The sequence below is a fragment of the Pseudomonas sp. B12(2026) genome (genome assembly GCF_057767015.1).
Window position 1 is genome coordinate 4,470,346 of sequence record NZ_CM173430.1, and the last position, 18,158, is coordinate 4,488,503.

Sequence of the window (18,158 nt, forward strand, 5' to 3'; positions counted from 1 at the left end):
CGAACCGTACAGATGGGACCGGACAGTCCTCAGGAACGACCGATCGGCGCAAAGCTCGCCGAGGTCAGGCCGGCCAGGGTCGCGGCGCTCAGCTCCACTTCCAGGCCGCGCCGGCCGGCGCTGACGTGGATGGTCGCGAAACCCTGGGCGGATTCGTCGATGAAGGTGCGCAGGCGCTTCTTCTGCCCCAGCGGACTGATGCCGCCGACCAGGTAGCCGGTGGCGCGCTGGGCGGCGTTCGGGTCGGCCATGTCGGCCTTCTTCACGCCGGCGGCGTGGGCCAGCGCCTTGAGGTCCAGGGTCCCGGCCACCGGCACCACCGCCACCAGCAGCTCGCCCTTCTCGCTGGCGGCGAGCAGGGTCTTGAACACCCGGGCCGGGTCGAGATTGAGCTTCTCGGCGGCTTCCAGCCCATAGGACGGCGCCTTGGGGTCGTGCTCGTAGCTCAGCACATGGTGCTCGGCGCGGTTCTTCTTCAGCAGGTCGATGGCGGGGGTCATGATCGGGCGGGCTTCTCGCGGGCGGTTTTCCAGCGCATAACAGTAATCCAGGCAGTGGCGTCCTGCACGGCGATCGCTTCACCCGGCGCGGCGAATCCCGTAAGGTCTGCGCCAAGCCAACGCCCCGCCGCGCGGGGCGCGTCTGCCGAACGGAATCCGCACTAGGACGCCCGCCATGACCGACCCGAAGAACAAGAAATACGTCGTCGCCCTCGACCAGGGCACCACCAGCTCGCGCGCGATCATCTTCGACCACGACGCCAACGTGGTCAGCGTCGCCCAGCGCGAGTTCGCGCAGATCTACCCGCAGCCCGGCTGGGTCGAGCACGACCCCATGGAAATCTGGGCCACCCAGAGTTCGACCCTGGTGGAAGCCCTGGCCCAGGCCAGCATCGGCTTCGGCGAAGTGGCGGCGATCGGCATCACCAACCAGCGCGAGACCACCCTGGTGTGGGACAAGGCCACGGGCCGGCCGATCCACAACGCCATCGTCTGGCAGTGCCGGCGCAGCGCGGCGATCTGCGAGCAGCTCAGGCGCGACGGCCTGGAGCAGCACATCCGCGACACCACCGGGCTGGTCATCGACCCCTACTTTTCCGGCACCAAGCTCAAGTGGATCCTCGACAACGTCGACGGCGCCCGCGAGCGCGCCCGCCGCGGCGAGCTGCTGTTCGGCACCGTGGACAGCTGGCTGATCTGGAAGCTCACCGAGGGCGAGGTGCATGTCACCGACTACACCAACGCCTCGCGCACCCTGCTCTTCGACATCCACAAGCGAGACTGGGACGAGCGCCTGCTCGCCGCCCTGGACATCCCGCGCGCCATGCTGCCGCAGGTGCGCGCCTCCTCCGAAGTCTACGGCCACTGCAAGGTCGGCGGCCTCGGCGTGCACCGCACGCCCATCGCCGGGATCGCCGGCGACCAGCAGGCCGCGCTGTTCGGACAGATGTGCGTGGAACCGGGCCAGGCGAAGAACACCTACGGCACCGGCTGCTTCCTGCTGATGAACACCGGCGCCAAGGCGGTGAAATCCACCCACGGCCTGCTCACCACCATCGCCTGCGGCCCGCGCGGAGAAGTGGCCTACGCGCTGGAAGGCGCGGTGTTCAACGGCGGCTCCACCGTGCAATGGCTGCGCGACGAGCTGAAGGTGATCAACGACGCCCACGACTCGGAGTACTTCGCCACCAAGGTGAAGGACAGCAACGGCGTCTACCTGGTCCCCGCCTTCACCGGCCTCGGCGCGCCCTACTGGGACCCGTACGCCCGCGGCGCGATCTTCGGCCTGACCCGCGGGGTGAGCGCCGACCACCTGATCCGCGCAACGCTGGAATCCATCGCCTACCAGACCCGCGACGTGCTCGACGCCATGCAGCAGGACGCCGGCGAACCGTTGCGCGCCCTGCGCGTGGACGGCGGCGCGGTGGCCAACAACTTCCTCATGCAGTTCCAGGCCGACATCCTCGGCACCCCGGTGGAACGCCCGCAGATGCGCGAGACCACCGCCCTCGGCGCCGCCGTGCTGGCGGGGCTGGCCTGTGGTTTCTGGGGCAGCCTGGCGGAGCTGAAGGACAAGGCGGTGATCGAGCGGGTGTTCCCGCCGGCCTGCGACGAGGCGGAGCGGGAACGCTTGTACGCCGGGTGGAAGAAGGCGGTCGAGCGCACGCGCGGCTGGGCAGCCGAAGACTGAAGGCATTGCCGGCGCCGTAGGATGGGTGGAGCTTGCGATACCCATCGGCATTTCCCGCACGGTCATCGATGGGTATCGCTTCGCTCCACGCCATCCTACGGACTGACTGCTTTTCGTAGGAGCGAGCTTGCTCGCGAACCACCTGATGCCGCAGCACCGGGCAAGGTTCGCGAGCAAGCTCGCTACAGGTACAGTCCTGCATTGCATGACAGCGCCGCCCCACTCCGGCATCCTTGCCCCTTCGGCCCGTCCTAACGAGCACAGCGCATGAACCTGCCGCCCCGACAGCAAAGCATCCTCGACCTGGTCCGCGAGCGCGGCTACCTGAGCATCGAGGAACTCGCCCAGCAGTTCACCGTCACCCCGCAGACCATCCGCCGCGACATCAATCAGCTCGCCGAACAGAGCCTGCTGCGCCGCTACCACGGTGGCGCGGCCTGGGACTCGAGCATCGAGAACACCGCCTACAACACCCGCGCCGACCAGATGCGCGACGAGAAGCAGCGCATCGCCGAAGCCATCGCCGCGCACATCCCGGACAACGCCTCGCTGTTCATCAACATCGGCACCACCACCGAGGCCATCGCCCGCGCCCTGCTCGGCCACCGCCACCTGAAGATCATCACCAACAACCTGCACGTAGCCAGCATCCTCGCCGGCAAGGACGACTTCGAAGTGCTGATCGCCGGCGGCACCGTGCGCAGCGACGGCGGCGTGGTCGGCCAGGCGGCGGTGGACTTCATCGAACAGTTCCGCGTCGACTTCGCCGTGGTCGGCATCAGCGGCATCGACGAAGACGGCAGCCTGCTGGACTTCGACTACCAGGAAGTGCGCGTCTCCCGCGCCATCATCGACAACGCCCGGCAGGTGTTCCTCGCCGCCGACTCCAGCAAGTTCGGGCGCAACGCCGTGGTGCGCCTGGGCCCGATCGGCCTGGTCAGCCGCGTGTTCACCGACAGCCCGCCGCCCGCCGCCGTGGCGCGCCTGCTGGCCCAGCACAAGGTCCAGCTCGAACTGGTCTGAGCGCCCGCCTTCACCTCCGGTCTCAGGCATTCAATTCCGAAGAATCTGACGAACGCTTGCGCGATTTCCCGCGCCTGGCTGGTCATTTTTCGTTCATCGAACTACTATATTTTCGAAAACGAACATAAATACGTTCATTTCCAATACCGAGGCGGTCCCATGAATCCCACCCGCTCGCGCAACGCGCCCCTGGCCGAAGTCTATGACCTGGCTGTCGTCGGCGGCGGCATCAACGGCGTGGGCATCGCGGCGGACGCCGCCGGGCGCGGCCTCTCGGTGTTCCTCTGCGAACAGCACGACCTCGCCAGCCACACCTCCTCCGCCAGCAGCAAGCTGATCCACGGCGGCCTGCGCTACCTCGAACACCACGAATTCCGCCTGGTGCGCGAAGCCCTCGCCGAGCGCGAAGTGCTGCTGGCCAAGGCGCCGCACATCGTCCATCCGCTGCGCTTCGTCCTGCCGCACCGCCCGCACCTGCGCCCGGCCTGGATGATCCGCGCCGGCCTGTTCCTCTACGACCACCTCGGCAAGCGCGAAAGACTGCCAGCCTCCCGCAGCCTGCGCTTCGGCCCGGACAGCCCGCTGCAGGCCGGGATCACCCGCGGCTTCGAATACTCCGACTGCTCGGTGGACGACGCCCGCCTGGTGGTGCTCAACGCCATGACCGCCCGCGAGCACGGCGCGCACATCCACCCGCGCACCCGCTGCGTCAGCGCGCGGCGCAGCAAGGGCCTGTGGCACCTGCACCTGGAACGCCGCGACGGCAGCCTCTATTCGGTCCGCGCGCGCTGCCTGGTCAACGCCGCCGGGCCCTGGGTCGACCGCTTCCTGCGCGAGGAACTGCGCCAGCGCCCGCCCTACGGCATCCGCCTGATCCAGGGCAGCCACCTGATCGTGCCGCGCCTGTACGACGGCGAGCACGCCTACATCCTGCAGAACGACGACCGCCGCATCGTCTTCGCGACCCCCTACCTGGGCCAGTTCACCCTGATCGGCACCACCGACCGCGAATACCGGGGCGACCCCGCGCAGATCCGCATCAGCGACGAGGAAACCGGCTACCTGCTGAACGTGGTCAACGCCCACTTCAAGCGTCAGCTCGGCCGCGAGGACATCCTGCGCAGCTTCTCCGGCGTGCGCCCGCTGTGCGACGACGAATCCGACGATCCCTCCGCCGTCACCCGCGACTACACCCTGGCGCTGGACAACACTCCCGGCGAAGCGCCGCTGCTGTCGGTGTTCGGCGGCAAGCTGACCACCTACCGCAAGCTCGCCGAAGCCGCGCTGGAGCAACTGGCGCCGCATTTCGCCGGGGTCATGGGCCCGCGCTGGACCGCCAGCGCCCCGCTGCCCGGCGGCGAAGCCATGACCAGCGTCGAAGACCTGGCCATCCAGCTGATGGAACGCCTGCGCCAGCTCGACCCGGCACTCGCCCGGCGCTGGGCCAGCACCTACGGCAGCCGCATCTGGCAGCTGCTGGACGGCGCGCGCAGCCTCGGCGAACTGGGCGAACACCTGGGCGGCGGACTCTACGCCCGCGAGGTGGAATACCTGTGCCGCGAGGAGTGGGCGCGCGATGCCGACGACATCCTCTGGCGCCGCACCAAGCTCGGCCTGTTCCTCACCGCCCGGCAACAGGAGCGCCTGGAGCAGTTCCTGCACAGCGAAAGCCCGCTGGAGCCGAGCACGCAGGTGGCTTGAAGGCCGCCCTGAGGCGGCACGGCATCAAAGCGAGGCGTTGAGCTCGCTGATCAGTTCTTCGCGCTGCCGCAGCGACTCCAGCGCGCTTTCCCCCAACCGCCCCGCCACTTCGCTGAGCAGGCCCTGCGCCAGCAGCATGAAGGCACACATGCTGTTGCTGTAGAACAGGCTGTGATTCGGCACGTAGAAACTGTGGCGTGCCACCCGCGCCAGCGGCGAGCTGGACGAATCGGTCAGGGCCACGACTTCGATACCGTGGCGCGCCGCGACCTCCGCCGTGGCCAGCACGCTGGGCGTATAGGGGAAACAACTGGCGACCACCAGCACGTCACCGGCATCCAGCTGCGCCAGTGCATCGGCCACGCCCTGGCGGCTGGCGTCCAGCGCCGCCACATCCTGGCGCAACATGCCCAGGCCATAGGACATGAACAGCGCCAGCGAGGTGAACTGGCGCATGCCGTGGATACGCACGCGGCGGGCGCTGGCGAGCAGCTCCACCACGCGGGCGAAGACTTCCGGCTCAACCTGCTCGATCATGCCGGCGATGTTGGTACTCTCCTGCCGACCCAGACGGGTCAGACGCGACAGCGTGGTGTCCGCCGGAGTCAGCAGCAGGCGCGAAGCCTGGTCGCTGTAGAAACTCTTGCCTTCGGTCAGTTCACGGCGGAACACGTCCTGAAACTTGCTGAAGCCGCCGTAGCCCAGGCGCTGGGCCAGGCGCGACAGCGTCGAGGCGTTCACCCCGAGCTGTTCGGCCAGTTCACTGATGGAGGACACCGCAGTGCGCTGCGGCGCCTCGATCAGCGCCGCCAGCACCCGCCGCGAGCTGCCGCCCAAGGAGATGTCCGTCTCGCCTCGCTCGATAGCCTCCAGCAACTGCTTGAGAGCTCCCAGGTTATCGGGCAATGCGGCGGGCGCTTGGGTCATCGTGCGGGTCCGTTGGCGGAATGAGGGCGGATACTGCCGGCAGCTTCGACGTGCTGGATGTCCGGCTGGCAGTAGACGCGCCATTCTACCGAGTTCGCCCCGATGCGAAATACGGCGGTGGCCAGGGTATTTTCCTCGTCCGGATCGTCCGCCGCGCGACGGTAGATCGGCAGCTCGGCATCGACGCCGTCACGCAGGATCGACAGCGCACGCGCCTCATCGACCGTCCCGCCAGCATCACCGAGCAAGACATCGACGCGGCGCTGGCGACTACCGGAGCTGCCGGTGATGCGCTGGCCGAAGGCATCCAGCCCGGCATCCAGCAAATGGTTGGAGTGCCCGCCGGGGCGCCGCACTTTGCGCACCACGACGCCGGATGAGCACGCTTCGACGCTCAGCAGATGAGCCGAGCCGACCTGCCCGAGGGTATGGTGGAAGGCGCCGGCACGGCCCGCGCGGGACAGCACCGCGACGGCCTCATCCAGGCTGGCGCAATCCAGCACCGCTCGAGCCAGCACCTGACGTGGCAGGCCGGCCGGAATACTGGTCGGACGGAGATTGTTCACCGTGCTGACCAGTCCGGTGGCATTCACCGCGAAGGTGTGGCCGGGGATGGAGCCGGGATAGACGAAGCTGGTGAAGGACATGCCCTGCTCAGGCACTGCCTGCAGCAAGCCGCAGGCGCCATCGAGGGACGGCAGACCGTCCTCGTTGTGAGCGATCAGCCAGCCCTCGGCGGACGGACCGAACACCGTGGTGCAGCCGTCCACGCTTTGCGAGCGGACAAAATCACCCCGGCAGTTCCACAGGAAGACTTCTTCGACCGGCAACTCCAGGCCGTCAGCCAAGCCGCGAATCTCCTCCCAGATGCGCGGGAAGTCCGCTTCGACCTGCGCTTGCATGACCTTCGCCACATCGGAGCCGGCCAGGGCCGCCAGGCTCCGCCACAACGGCAGCGGGCGCAGGCGCTGGTGCACCGCGTCGCGGCCGAAACGGCCCAGGCCCAGGCCGATGTCGTAGGGGCTGCCGCCCAGGTTCAGGGGTTGAAGGATCATCGACGCACCTCAGGCGACATGTTGCAGGAACTCGCGCAGGCGCGGGCTGGTGGGATTGCCGATCAGGCTGGCGGGGTCGCCGTCCTCGGTGATCCGCCCCTTGTCGATGAAGATCAGCCGCGAGGCGACCTTGCGGGCGAAGTCGATCTCGTGGGTGACGATGACCATGGTCATGCCCTCCTCCGCCAGGTCCTTCATCACCTGCAGCACCTCGTGGCGCAGCTCGGGGTCGAGCGCCGAGGTGGGCTCGTCGAACAGCATCAGCTTGGGCTTCACCGCCAGCGCGCGGGCGATGGCCACGCGCTGCTGCTGGCCGCCGGAGAGCTCCGCCGGATAGTGTCCGGCACGTTCGGACAGACCGACCTTGGCCAGCAGCGTACGCGCCAGCGCCTCGGCATCGGCCTTCTTCGCCCCACGCACGCGGACCGGCCCGAAGGCGACGTTCTCCAGCGCGGTCATCTGCGGGAACAAGTGGAACTGCTGGAACACCATCCCCGCCTCCTGGCGGATCAGGCGCTCGTCCACCTTCGGATCGTTGACCTCCATGCCGTCGACGAACAGCTCGCCCCCGGTGATCACTTCCAGCTTGTTGATGCAGCGCAGCAAGGTGGACTTGCCGGATCCGGACGGACCGATGATGACCACCACCTCGCCGTTGCCGATCTTCAGGTTGATGTCGTGGAGCACTTCGGTCTGGCCGAAATGCTTGGAGACCTGCTTGAACTCGATCATAGGATCTTCAGCCTCGATTCCATGCGCCGCAGCACGTAGCTCAGTACCAGGGTGATGACCAGGTAGATCACCGCTACCGCCGACCAGATTTCCATCGCGCGGAAGTTGCCGGCGATCACCTCCTGGCCCTGTCGGGTCAGTTCGGCGACGCCGATGACGATGAACAGCGAAGTGTCCTTGATGCTGACGATCCACTGGTTGCCCAGCGCCGGGATCATCCGGCGGAAGGCCAGCGGGGCGATCACATAGCGCAGCGTGTCACGTCCGGACAGCCCCAGCGCCAGCCCCGCCTCGCGGAACCCCTTGTTCACCGAGAGCAGCGCACCACGGGTGATCTCGGCAATGTAGGCCCCGGAGTTGATCATGATGGTGACCACCGCCGCGCTGAACGGATCGATACGCACCGGGATCATCAACGGCAGGGCGAAGTAGATGAACATCACCTGGACCATGATCGGCGTGCCACGGATCAGCTCGACGAACAGCAGCGCCACGCGGCTGCCGATGAAGCCGCCGTAAGCGCGGCCGACGCCGGCCACCAGGCCGATCACCGCGCCGCCGATCAGGCCGAGAATGGATATCCACAGGGTCAGCCGGGCGCCCTCGAGCAGCACCGGCAACGCGGCCCAGATGGCGGACCATTGAAAATGCATGGATGACTACCTCCGCCTTATTTCGGGTCGGTGCCGAACCACTTGCGATAGATCTGCGCGTAGGTGCCGTTCTCGCGCAGCTTCTTCAGTGCAGCGTTCACCGGTTCGCGCAGTTCGCTACCCTTGGGGAAGCCGATGCCGTACTGCTGGGCCATCATCTGCTCGCCCACGGCCTTCACCTGCCCGTCGCCGGCGGTCTTGATGTAGTAGAGGACGTTCGGGGTGTCATGCATGGCGGCGTCGACGCGGCCGGTGCGCAGCTCCAGGTAGGCATTGTCGACGTTGGGGAACTGGCGCAGGTCGCCGGCCTTGAGGTTGGCCTTGGCATAGTCCGCCGCCGAGGTACCGCTCTTCACCGCCAGGCTCTTGCCGGCAATGTCGGCCGAACTCCTGATGCTGTCGTTGTCGGCCTTGACCATCAGCAGGAAACCGCTGTCGTAGTAGCCGTCGGAGAAATCGATGACCTGCTTGCGGTCATCCTTGATGGTGATGCCGGCCAAGGCGGCGTCGACGTTGCGGGTCTGCAGCGCGGGGATGATGCCGTTGAAGTCCATCGGCTTGAGCTGGTAGGTCACGCCCATTTCCTTGGCGATGGCTTCCCAGAGGTCGATGTCGAAGCCGACGTACTTGTCGCCCTGCTTGAACTCGAAGGGCACGAAGGCGGTGTCGGTGGCGATCAGCAGTTCCTTGTCGGCGGCCATCGAGTGACTGGCGGCGAGCAGGGACAGCGCGGCGAACGAGGCTTGAAGCAGCTTTTTCATGCAGGACTTCCTCTTGCGGGTCGGCGGGATGCGCCGTGCCCTGGGGCCGGCGCGCATTAGCGGCAGTTCGATGCAACGGGCCAGGGCCCGGACTTTATTGTTTTGAGCGGCTAACCCACATTCGGGGCTGCATGCACTTGAGTGCTTTCGTGCAAAATAAACATGCAAATAAAATCATTGCAAGCATTTTTCGCTGGCGTGCAAATCTACCGAAACGAACTCAATCGCCCATTTCATGCGGATTAACGCTGAAATAGCAGGCTCCAGTGAACCTGGCTCGCCCTCCAGATGCGCAAGAAAAATTTGCCAAGCGTAAAAATGCATTTAATATTTGCGCAAACTCCCTGGAGGTCACCATGAGCCACGTCCTGCACCGCAGCCTCACCCAGTCATACCCCACAGCCGTTCGCGGCGATGGCGCCTACCTGATCGACAGCGAGGGACGCCGCTACCTCGACGCCAGCGGTGGCGCGGCGGTGTCCTGCCTGGGGCACAGCGAGGCCGAGGTGATCGAAGCGGTGCGCCGGCAGATCGGCACCCTGGCCTACGCCCACACATCCTTCTTCACCAGCGAGCCGATGGAAGAGCTGGCTGACTTCCTGATCGCCCGCGCCCCCGCCGGGATGCGCTCGGTGTACTTCGTCTCGGGTGGTTCCGAAGCGGTGGAAGCGGCGCTCAAGCTGGCCCGCCAGTACTTCGTGGAGATCGGCCAGCCGCAGCGCACACACCTGATCGCGCGGCGCCAGAGCTACCACGGCAACACCCTCGGCGCCCTGGCCACCGGCGGCAACGCCTGGCGGCGCCAGCAGTTTCAGCCCCTGCTGATCGACGTCAGTCACGTCAGCCCCTGCTATGCCTATCGCGGCCTGGCCGAAGGCGAAACGCCGGAAGCCTACGGCGAACGCCTGGCCCGGGAGCTGGAGGCGGAAATCCTCAACCTGGGGCCGGAAAAAGTCATGGCCTTCGTTGCCGAACCGGTGGTAGGCGCTACCCTCGGCGCAGTGACCGCCGTGCCGGGCTACTTCAAGCGCATGCGGGAAGTCTGCGACCGCTACGGCGTGCTGCTGATCCTCGATGAAGTGATGTGCGGCATGGGCCGTACCGGCACGCTGTTCGCCGCCGAACAGGAAGGAATCAGTGCCGACCTGATCACCATCGCCAAGGGGCTAGGCGCCGGCTACCAGCCTATCGGCGCCACCCTGGTCAGCCAGCGCATTCACGATGCCATTGCCAACGGCTCGGGGTTCTTCCAGCACGGTCACACCTACATTGGCCATGCCACCGCGTGCGCTGCCTCACTGGCAGTGCAGACGACCATCGAACAGCGCAAGCTCCTGCCGCGCGTGCGCGACCTTGGCGAGAAGCTGCAACAGCGCCTGCGCAGTGCGCTGGGCGAACACCCGAACATCGGCGACATCCGTGGCCGCGGACTGTTCCAGGGCCTGGAGCTGGTGGCTGACCGCGAGAGCAAGGTGCCCTTCCCCGCCGAAGCGAAACTGCACGCGCGGATCAAGAAGGCCGCCATGCAGGAAGGCTTGATGTGCTATCCCATGGGCGGCACGGTCGATGGCCGCAGCGGCGACCACATCCTCCTGGCTCCGCCCTTCATCCTCGCAGAGACGCAGCTGGACGAATTGGTCGAGAAGTTGCAGCGCGCCATCGTCAAAGCCATCGGCAGCCTCTGAGGGATCCGGCATGAAGATCGATTCACGCCTCACCCCGCTCACCGATACCGACATGGATGACGAACAGCGCCGCGTACTGCAGGACATCCTCAGTGGCCCGCGCGGCAATCTCGACGGCCCGTTCCTGGCCTGGGTGCACAGCCCGGGGCTGGCCGACAACGCGCAAAAGCTCGGTGCCTTCTGCCGCTACGGCACACGCCTGGAACCACGCCTGAGCGAACTGGCGATCCTGGTCACCGCCGCCTGGTGGCAATCCCAGGCGGAATGGCAGATCCACGAACCCATCGCACGCCAGGCGGGGATCAGCGACGGGGTGATCGAAGCCCTGCGTGATAGCCGGACGCCGGACTTCAAACGGAACGACGAGCGCCTGATCCATCGCCTGGGCCGTTCGCTGTACGAGACCCGGCGCATCGATCAGGCGTTGTACGAGGAGGCCACGGCCTGTTTCGGTGAGACCGGGCTGGTGGAGCTGATCGGGATTTTCGGCTACTACGCGCTGGTCGCCATGACCCTCAACGCCTTCGCTGTACGGCGTAGCGAGACGCCACTGCCGTTCAGCGAACCCTGAAGTTCGTCAGGCGCGCGCGTCCAGGCGTGCTTCCAGTTCCGCGATGCGCGCCTGCAGGCGGTCGCGCTCGGCGCGCTCGGCGCTGATGTCCTCGAACACGCTGATCAGGTGGTCGGGCAGGCCATCCTGGCGGCGGCGCTGCAACGAGGTGCGCGCGCGCACCCAGAGGTAGCTGCCGTCGCGGCGACGCACGCGCTTTTCCACCACGTAGCGGTCGAAGTGGCCGGCCAGCAGCTGGCGCAGCAGTTCAAGGTTCTTCGCCAGGTCCTCCGGGTGGGTGAGGTCCTGGAAGGTCATGGCGTAGAGCTCGTCCGGGCTGTAGCCGAGCAGTTCGCAGAGGCTGCCGTTGACCCGCTGCCAGCTGCCATCCAGGCCGATGTAGGCCAGCGCGCCCCAGGTCAGTTCGAAGATCGCGCGGAAGCGTTCCTCGCTGTTGCGCAGCGCGTCCTCGGTGGTCATCCGCGCGGTGTTGTCCATGCTGATGCCGACGATCTTCACCGACCGCCCCGCCGCGTCCTGCACCGCCGTGGCCCGGGAGGAGATCCAGCGCAGCGCGCCGTCGGGCTGGAAGATGCGGAAGTCGTACTCGCAGGTGCCGCCCTCGGCGATCGCGCGATCGTACATGGCCTGCATGGCGGCGATGTCTTCCGGCGGCAGGTGGCGCCAGAAGTCCTGGTTGGAGGTGACCGGCCAGCCGTAGACGGCTTCGACGTTGGGTGAATACGTCAATTCGTCGCTGATCAGGTTCCATTCCCAGGTGACGATGCGCGCGCCTTCCTGGGCCAGCTTCATGCGCGTTTCGCTTTCCATGATCTCGGCGGTGTAGCGGCGGCGCAGGTCGGTCATCGGCAGTTCGATGGGCTCGGCCTGCTGCACGTCGCGCAGGGCTTCCTCGCCGTAGCGCAGCCAGATCCAGTTGACCTTGAGGAAGTCCGCCAGCTTGCGCAGGTTGTCGTAGTCGATCTCGCCGCCGCGGGTCCACTTGTGCACCGCAGTGCGCGAGATGCCCAGGGCCGTGCCGACCGCCTGCAGGGTCAGCTTGCGGAGTTCGAGCAGTTCCTTGAGGCGGAAGGCGAAGCTGTTTTCCTGCATGGAAGACGCGGTCCCTGGTGATCATCGAGGGCCGCAGTATACACAGCTGTAAACTGTTGGATGACAGGATCGTGGCAGTTGCGGATGGATGGGGCGAGGAGCTCTTGTAGGAGCGGATCTTATCCGCGATCCGGCCGCCAGGCCGGCCACGACAGCAGTCCCGGCTTCGCCGGGATTTCGCGGAGAAGCTCCGCTCCTACGAAAGCACCGCGCGCCTTGGATGTATCGGCGTACAACCGCGAACGGTTGCACGCCTACGCACACGTCAGAGATCGATCACCAGGCGCTCGCCGCGCGCCCGCGAAACGCAGAGCATCAGGGTCTGCTGCGAGGCTTTCTCTTCATCGGAGAGGTACTGGTCGAAGTGCTCGACCTCGCCTTCGAGGATGCGCGTCTCGCAGGTGCCGCAGACGCCCTCGCGGCACAGGCAGTCGACCTTGGCCGCCTTCGCGTTCTCGATGGCCTGGATGATGGTCATGCCCTCTTCCACCCGCAGCTCGCGGCCGGAACGGCCCAGCACCAGGGTGAAGGCGCCGCCGCTGGCCGGAACGGCGGCGAACTGTTCGAAGTGCACGCGCGACGCGGCGATGCCGGCCTGCTTGGCGCCTTCGACCACCGCGTCGATCAGCGGCTTGGGACCGCAGACGTAGACGTGGGCATCGTCGGCCAGAGCGGCGAACAGCGCGGCGAGGTCCAGGCGGCGCTCCAGGCTGTCGACGTAGAAACACACGCTGCCGGCATGCGGGCCGCCGGCCAGTTCGCCCTGGAAGGCGCCGTGCTCCGGACTGCGGAAGGCGTAGTGCAGCTCGTAGGGCACCGCGCCGCCTTCCAGTTCATGCAGCTGGGAGAGGAACGGGGTGATGCCGATGCCGCCGGCGATCAGCACATGGCGGCCGGCCTCGGGGTCCAGGCCGAACAGGTTGTTCGGGGTGGAAATGGTCAGCTCGCTGCCGACCCGCACCTGCCGGTGCATGAACGCCGAGCCGCCCTTGGACTGCTCCTCCAGGCGCACGCCGATCTGGTAATGGCTCAGGTCGCGCGGGTCGCTCATCAGCGAGTAGGCGTTGCTGAAGGCGCCGCCATCGGCCGCCTGCATCTGCACGATCACGTGGCTGCCGCCGCTGAAGGCCGGCATCGGCTGGCCATCGGCGCGCGCCAGGGTGAAGCGCTTGATCTGCGGGGTCGCCTGCTCCACCGCGGTCACCCGCACGCGGAACATCTCGTATGTGTTGGCCATCGTTCACCTCAACTGCGACACGGGGCGGCGGCCGCGCCGCCCCGGCTATTCCCCGCCCGGCTCACACCGCCAGGCAGAGGTACTTGATTTCCAGGTAGTCCTCGATGCCGTACCGGGAACCTTCACGCCCCAGGCCCGACTGCTTGACGCCACCGAAGGGCGCGACCTCGTTGGAGATCAGCCCGGTGTTGACCCCGACCATGCCGTATTCCAGGCGCTCGGCGACCCTGAACACGCGGGCCAGGTCGCGGCTGTAGAAGTACGCGGCCAGGCCGTAGAGGGTGTCGTTGGCCAGTTCGATCACTTCGGCATCGGAGGAGAAGCGCACCAGCGCCGCCACCGGGCCGAAGATTTCGTCCTGCAGCAGGTCCATGCCCGGACGGATGCCGCCGAGCACGGTGGGCTCGAAGAAGTTGCCGCCGCGCGCATGGGGCTTGCCGCCCAGCACCAGCTCGGCGCCCTTGGCGGTGGCGTCGTCGACCAGGCTCTGCACCTTGGCCACGGCCTTGTCGGTGATCAGCGGGCCGATCTGGGTGCCCGGCTCGACGCCGTGGCCGACCGCCAGTTCGCGCACGCGCTCGACGAAGCGGGCGGCGAAGCGCTCGTACACCGCGTCATGCACGTAGAAGCGGTTGACGCACACGCAGGTCTGCCCGGCGTTGCGGTACTTGGCGACCAGCGCGCCTTCCACCGCCGCCTCGATGTCGGCGTCCTCGAAGACGATGAACGGCGCGTTGCCGCCCAGTTCCAGCGAGACTTTCTTGATGGTCTCGGCGCACTGGCCCATGAGCAGGCGGCCGACCGGGGTGGAGCCGGTGAAGCTGAGCTTGCGCACCAGCGGGTGGCCGGTGAGCTGGGCGCCAATGGCCGGCGCGTCGCCGGTGACCACGCTGAGCACGCCCGCCGGCACGCCGGCGCGTTCGGCCAGCGCCACCAGCGCCAGCGCGGAGAACGGCGTCTCGTTGGCCGGCTTGATCACCATGGTGCAGCCGGCGGCCAGGGCCGGCGCGGCCTTGCGGGTGATCATCGCCGCCGGGAAGTTCCACGGGGTGATGGCCGCGCAGACGCCGATACCCTGCTTGATCACCAGCAGGCGCTTGTCCGCCGCCGGGCTGGGGATCACGTCGCCGTAGATGCGCTTGCCTTCCTCGGCGAACCATTCGATGAAGGACGCCGCGTAGCGGATTTCGCCGAGGGCTTCGTGCAGCGGCTTGCCCTGCTCGAAGGTCATCAGCCGGGCCAGGTCGTCTTCGTGTTCGAGCAGCAGCTCGAACCAGCGGCGCAGGATCTGCGCGCGCTCCTTGGCGGTCTTCGCCCGCCAGCCTTCCAGCGCGGCGTTCGCCGCTTCGATGGCGCGCTCGGCTTCGGCGCCGCCCATCAGCGGCACGCTGCCCAGGCGCTCGCCCGTCGCCGGGTCATGTACGTCCAGGCTGCGCCCGTCGTCGGCGTCGCACCAGCGCCCATCGACGTAGGCTTGCTGGCGGAACAGGTTGGAATCGTTGAGTTTCACGCAAGGCACTCCGCAAGAGGCCGCCGGCCGCAAGGGCCGGCGGCGCGCTGGATCAGTCGAGGTGGGAGACGGCGATCAGGTTGTGGAAGTGGGCGATGCCGTGCTCGCTGATGCCCGAGCGCTCCTTGTCCACCATGATCCGGCCCTGGCCGCGGTAGCCGCGGGACTTCAGGCCCTTCTGCACGCTTTCCACCAGGCGCAGGTCTTCCGGGCGGAAGACTTCGCGGTACCAGTCGACGAGCTTCTGCTGCTCCTCGGTCAGGTCCTTGTTGAGGAAGTAGATGTCGTAGTGCTGCAGGGTGGTTTCCGCATCGACCGGGAACTCGTAGATCACGGTCATGAAGTTGGCGCCCGGCGGCACGTTGAACATGGTGCACGGCCAGGCCCAGAAGCCGGCGAAGGATGGATCCTTGACCGAGTCGTCGACCTTGAACGACTGCTCCGAGGACTTGGCGATGCCGTACTGCAGCGACCAGTTGCCGTGCAGGCTGTGGGTGTACTGGCCGACGTCCACCGAGTCGGCGAAGCTCGGGTGCGCCGGGCCGCAGTGGTAGCACTCCATGTAGTTGTCGACGATGGACTTCCAGTTGGCCGGCGTGGTGGTGACGAAGCGGGCGCCCAGGTGCAGGTCGTCGATCACGCCGCAGGCCTGGCGCATGCGCGCCTGCAGGCCCGGCAGCTGGTCTTCGACGCTGCCGGCGTTGGGGTCCATGTTGATGAAGATGAAGCCGGCGTATTCCTCGACGCGCAGTTGCGACAGGCTGTAGTCGCCCTTCTCGAAGGCTTCCACCTGGTCGCAGTTGCGCACGTGGGTCAGTTCGCCGTCGAGCTTGAAGGTCCAGGCGTGGTACGGGCAGCTGATCACGTTCTTGGCGACGCCGCCGGTGCCTTCCAGCAGCTGGTGACCACGGTGCGGGCAGACGTTGTAGAAGGCGCGCAGGACGTCGTCGCGGCCGCGGATGACGATGATGCTCTCGCCGATCACTTCGCGGACGATGTAGGCGTTCTTTTCCGCCACTTCGCTGCGGTGGCCCAGGCAGATCCAGCTGTGGGCGAAGATCCTTTCCTTCTCGTGCTCGAACACGGAGGGGCTGGTGTAGAAGGTCGCCGGAATGGTGTAGGCGTGTTCGGCGTTGCTGCAGAAATCGGCAGGCAGGCGTTCGAAATCGGTCATCTTGCTATCTCCAGGCTCATCGATTCGCCATGGGGCGATCGGTTTACTTATTGGTTGACTGCAACCCGATGGTTAACAGCGCAGGCAAAAAAAAGCCTGCAGGTGGCGCCGTCCTCGGGCTGGCGGCGCCACGCAGGATCATTGGGCGAGCGCCGGCTCGACCAGCGGTTTCCCGGCAGGCGCCGCGTTCTCCTGATGCGCCTCGTCGGCGGCCATGGCCGCGGCCTCTTCCTCGATGCGGTAGGCCGGCACCTTGGCGTAGTCCTGCAGCATCCACTTGAAGAAGCCGTAGACCTTCACCAGCAGGATCAGGGTGAACGGGATCGCGGTGAGCACCACGGCGGTCTTCATGGTGGACAGCGAGGCCTTGGCGAACAGCATGGCCAGCGGCACCAGGGTCAGGGTGATGGCCCAGAACAGGCGGTGGGTCGGGGTCGGGTCGTCGCCTTCCTGCAGGTTGCGGGTGCTGGTGGCGGCCACGGCGTAGGCGGCGGCGTCCATGTGCGAGGCGCAGAACACGGCCATGATGAACAGGTACACGGCGAGGAACACCTTGCCCATCGGCAGGCCGATCAGCAGCGCTTCCACCGCGCTCTCGCCGCCGTGCTCGGTGAGGATCTTCGGCACGTCGATGGCGCCGGTGATGAACTGGTGCATGCTGTAGCTTTCCAGCGCGCCGAAGAAGAACCAGCAACCGAAGCTACCGCCCAGCAGCAGGGCGAACACCACTTCCTTGATCTGCCGGCCGCGCGATACGCGGGTCACGAACATCGCCACGCCCGGTGCGTAGGACACCCACCAGAGCCAGTAGAACACCGTCCAGTTGCGGGTGAACGCGCCGTCGCCCGCCGGGTCGGTGAACAGGCTCATGTGCACGTAGTTCTGGATCATCAGGCCGATGCCGTTGGCGGTGTTGTTGATGGTGAACTGGGTCGGGCCGACCAGCAGCACCACCGCGGCGAACACCAGGGCGCCGTAGCAGACGATCTTGCTCAGCTTCTGCAGGCCGCCGTCGATGCCGATGTAGGAACTCAGGGAGAACAGCACGGCGATCACGCCGATCACCAGGACCTGCACGGTGAAGGTGTCCGGGCTGCCGACCAGGCCGGAGAGACCGCGGGTCAGGGTCGACGCGGTGAGCGCCAGGGACACGGTGAGCGCGCCCATCATGGTCAGCAGGAAGATCAGGTCGACCAGGCGGCCCACCGGGCCGGTGGACTTGAAGCCGGTGACCGCCTCGACGATGGAGGCCAGGTTCAGGCCGCTCTTCTTGCGCACGTGGAAGTGATAGGCCATGGCCAGCGAGGCCAGGGCGTAGATCGACCAGGCGCTGATGCCCCAGTGGAAGAACGAATAGCTGACGCTGTATTCCAGCGCTTCACGGGACTGCGGGGCGATGTTCAGGCCGGGCGTCTGGTAGTAGTAGGCCCACTCCATCACGCCCCAGTAGAGGGTCGAGGAACCCATGCCGGCGCAGATGAACATGAACACCCAGGTGGCGGTGGAGTATTCCGGCTTGCCGCTGCCCAGCCGGATGTTGCCGTACTTGCTGAAGGCGATGTAGAGCACCGCCAGCGAACTGCCGAAGATCAGCAGCTGGACCGCGGTTCCGAAGGAACGGGTGGACAACTCGAACAGCTGATTGGCGGCCTGTTCCGCTTCCGCCGGGAAGGCGGCGAGGCCGATCACGGTGAACAGGACGGCGATCAGGCTCACGGTGATCAGGAACACATCGACCTTTTTATTCTTGTGGTGCATCAGGCGTCTCCTGGGACGTTTTTGTTGTGTCTCATGTCCGGCGCAGGCAGGCGACGGGGCATGAAGTGCAGCGCGAGGCAGGTTGATGT

Annotated in this window: 16 protein-coding genes; 5 read left to right on the top strand and 11 right to left on the bottom strand. The window is 66.6% G+C overall.

Going from position 1 to position 18,158, the window contains the following annotated elements; all coding sequences use genetic code 11:
- Positions 1 to 29 precede the first annotated feature (29 nt).
- Positions 30 to 500 (bottom strand): Cys-tRNA(Pro) deacylase, encoded by a 471-nt coding sequence (gene ybaK / locus AC3B6A_RS20830; RefSeq protein WP_488398998.1) that lies wholly within the window; start codon positions 498 to 500, stop codon positions 30 to 32.
- 175 nt (positions 501 to 675) lie between these two features.
- Between ybaK and glpK the strand changes: the two genes are divergently transcribed.
- The 3 genes from glpK (at position 676) to glpD (ending at position 4,914) form a co-directional block, all read left to right on the top strand.
- On the top strand, positions 676 to 2,190 hold the full coding sequence (glpK, locus tag AC3B6A_RS20835; protein ID WP_488398999.1) for a glycerol kinase GlpK: 1,515 nt from the start codon (positions 676 to 678) through the stop codon (positions 2,188 to 2,190).
- Positions 2,191 to 2,457: 267 nt separating this feature from the next.
- Complete coding sequence (locus AC3B6A_RS20840) at positions 2,458 to 3,213, top strand: DeoR/GlpR family transcriptional regulator (RefSeq protein ID WP_488399000.1); 756 nt, start codon at positions 2,458 to 2,460, stop codon at positions 3,211 to 3,213.
- Positions 3,214 to 3,372: 159 nt separating this feature from the next.
- A complete protein-coding gene (gene glpD, locus AC3B6A_RS20845; protein ID WP_488399001.1) occupies positions 3,373 to 4,914 on the top strand; it encodes a glycerol-3-phosphate dehydrogenase in 1,542 nt (513 codons plus the stop codon).
- Positions 4,915 to 4,938: 24 nt separating this feature from the next.
- On the opposite strand, the gene AC3B6A_RS20850 is transcribed toward glpD, so the two are convergent.
- The 5 genes from AC3B6A_RS20850 to glnH are packed head-to-tail and all read right to left on the bottom strand — an operon-like array spanning position 4,939 to position 9,042.
- On the bottom strand, positions 4,939 to 5,841 hold the full coding sequence (locus AC3B6A_RS20850; RefSeq protein WP_488399002.1) for a MurR/RpiR family transcriptional regulator: 903 nt from the start codon (positions 5,839 to 5,841) through the stop codon (positions 4,939 to 4,941).
- On the bottom strand, positions 5,838 to 6,896 hold the full coding sequence (locus AC3B6A_RS20855) for a C45 family autoproteolytic acyltransferase/hydrolase (protein ID WP_488399003.1): 1,059 nt from the start codon (positions 6,894 to 6,896) through the stop codon (positions 5,838 to 5,840). Before AC3B6A_RS20855 ends, AC3B6A_RS20850 begins: the two co-directional genes overlap by 4 nt.
- Before the next feature lie 9 nt (positions 6,897 to 6,905).
- Positions 6,906 to 7,628 (bottom strand): glutamine ABC transporter ATP-binding protein GlnQ, encoded by a 723-nt coding sequence (gene glnQ, locus AC3B6A_RS20860; protein WP_488399004.1) that lies wholly within the window; start codon positions 7,626 to 7,628, stop codon positions 6,906 to 6,908.
- Entirely contained in the window at positions 7,625 to 8,281 is a 657-nt protein-coding gene (gene glnP / locus AC3B6A_RS20865; protein WP_488399005.1) for a glutamine ABC transporter permease GlnP, read from the bottom strand. The genes glnQ and glnP overlap by 4 nt, the downstream gene beginning before the upstream one ends.
- 17 nt (positions 8,282 to 8,298) lie before the next feature.
- Complete coding sequence (gene glnH / locus AC3B6A_RS20870; RefSeq protein ID WP_488399006.1) at positions 8,299 to 9,042, bottom strand: glutamine ABC transporter substrate-binding protein GlnH; 744 nt, start codon at positions 9,040 to 9,042, stop codon at positions 8,299 to 8,301.
- Positions 9,043 to 9,398: 356 nt separating this feature from the next.
- Between glnH and AC3B6A_RS20875 the strand changes: the two genes are divergently transcribed.
- Entirely contained in the window at positions 9,399 to 10,727 is a 1,329-nt protein-coding gene (locus tag AC3B6A_RS20875; RefSeq protein WP_488399007.1) for an aspartate aminotransferase family protein, read from the top strand.
- A 10-nt stretch (positions 10,728 to 10,737) separates the two neighbouring features.
- Positions 10,738 to 11,298 carry a carboxymuconolactone decarboxylase family protein gene (locus AC3B6A_RS20880; protein ID WP_488399008.1) on the top strand — a complete coding sequence of 187 codons (561 nt, stop codon included), beginning with the start codon at positions 10,738 to 10,740 and terminating at the stop codon, positions 11,296 to 11,298.
- 6 nt (positions 11,299 to 11,304) lie between these two features.
- Here AC3B6A_RS20880 and AC3B6A_RS20885 read toward each other — a convergent pair whose 3' ends face one another.
- From AC3B6A_RS20885 to AC3B6A_RS20905, 5 genes are all read right to left on the bottom strand, one after another.
- Entirely contained in the window at positions 11,305 to 12,390 is a 1,086-nt protein-coding gene (locus AC3B6A_RS20885; RefSeq protein ID WP_488399009.1) for a PAS domain-containing protein, read from the bottom strand.
- A gap of 265 nt (positions 12,391 to 12,655) precedes the next feature.
- Positions 12,656 to 13,627 (bottom strand): PDR/VanB family oxidoreductase, encoded by a 972-nt coding sequence (locus AC3B6A_RS20890; RefSeq protein WP_488399010.1) that lies wholly within the window; start codon positions 13,625 to 13,627, stop codon positions 12,656 to 12,658.
- Positions 13,628 to 13,688: 61 nt separating this feature from the next.
- Positions 13,689 to 15,137, bottom strand: a complete 1,449-nt coding sequence (gene gabD / locus AC3B6A_RS20895) for an NADP-dependent succinate-semialdehyde dehydrogenase (RefSeq protein ID WP_488399011.1) — start codon at positions 15,135 to 15,137, stop codon at positions 13,689 to 13,691.
- A gap of 52 nt (positions 15,138 to 15,189) precedes the next feature.
- Positions 15,190 to 16,311 carry an aromatic ring-hydroxylating oxygenase subunit alpha gene (locus tag AC3B6A_RS20900; RefSeq protein ID WP_488399012.1) on the bottom strand — a complete coding sequence of 374 codons (1,122 nt, stop codon included), beginning with the start codon at positions 16,309 to 16,311 and terminating at the stop codon, positions 15,190 to 15,192.
- Positions 16,312 to 16,449: 138 nt separating this feature from the next.
- A complete protein-coding gene (locus AC3B6A_RS20905) occupies positions 16,450 to 18,069 on the bottom strand; it encodes a BCCT family transporter (protein WP_488399014.1) in 1,620 nt (539 codons plus the stop codon).
- Positions 18,070 to 18,158 lie beyond the last annotated feature (89 nt).

Bases quoted from the DNA above. Each gene is read 5' to 3' on its own strand.
- ybaK (WP_488398998.1), bottom strand. From the start codon at position 500: ATGACCCCCGCCATCGACCTGCTGAAGAAGAACCGCGCCGAGCACCAT.
- glpK (WP_488398999.1), top strand. From the start codon at position 676: ATGACCGACCCGAAGAACAAGAAATACGTCGTCGCCCTCGACCAGGGC.
- AC3B6A_RS20840 (WP_488399000.1), top strand. From the start codon at position 2,458: ATGAACCTGCCGCCCCGACAGCAAAGCATCCTCGACCTGGTCCGCGAG.
- glpD (WP_488399001.1), top strand. From the start codon at position 3,373: ATGAATCCCACCCGCTCGCGCAACGCGCCCCTGGCCGAAGTCTATGAC.
- AC3B6A_RS20850 (WP_488399002.1), bottom strand. From the start codon at position 5,841: ATGACCCAAGCGCCCGCCGCATTGCCCGATAACCTGGGAGCTCTCAAG.
- AC3B6A_RS20855 (WP_488399003.1), bottom strand. From the start codon at position 6,896: ATGATCCTTCAACCCCTGAACCTGGGCGGCAGCCCCTACGACATCGGC.
- glnQ (WP_488399004.1), bottom strand. From the start codon at position 7,628: ATGATCGAGTTCAAGCAGGTCTCCAAGCATTTCGGCCAGACCGAAGTG.
- glnP (WP_488399005.1), bottom strand. From the start codon at position 8,281: ATGCATTTTCAATGGTCCGCCATCTGGGCCGCGTTGCCGGTGCTGCTC.
- glnH (WP_488399006.1), bottom strand. From the start codon at position 9,042: ATGAAAAAGCTGCTTCAAGCCTCGTTCGCCGCGCTGTCCCTGCTCGCC.
- AC3B6A_RS20875 (WP_488399007.1), top strand. From the start codon at position 9,399: ATGAGCCACGTCCTGCACCGCAGCCTCACCCAGTCATACCCCACAGCC.
- AC3B6A_RS20880 (WP_488399008.1), top strand. From the start codon at position 10,738: ATGAAGATCGATTCACGCCTCACCCCGCTCACCGATACCGACATGGAT.
- AC3B6A_RS20885 (WP_488399009.1), bottom strand. From the start codon at position 12,390: ATGCAGGAAAACAGCTTCGCCTTCCGCCTCAAGGAACTGCTCGAACTC.
- AC3B6A_RS20890 (WP_488399010.1), bottom strand. From the start codon at position 13,627: ATGGCCAACACATACGAGATGTTCCGCGTGCGGGTGACCGCGGTGGAG.
- AC3B6A_RS20900 (WP_488399012.1), bottom strand. From the start codon at position 16,311: ATGACCGATTTCGAACGCCTGCCTGCCGATTTCTGCAGCAACGCCGAA.
- AC3B6A_RS20905 (WP_488399014.1), bottom strand. From the start codon at position 18,069: ATGCACCACAAGAATAAAAAGGTCGATGTGTTCCTGATCACCGTGAGC.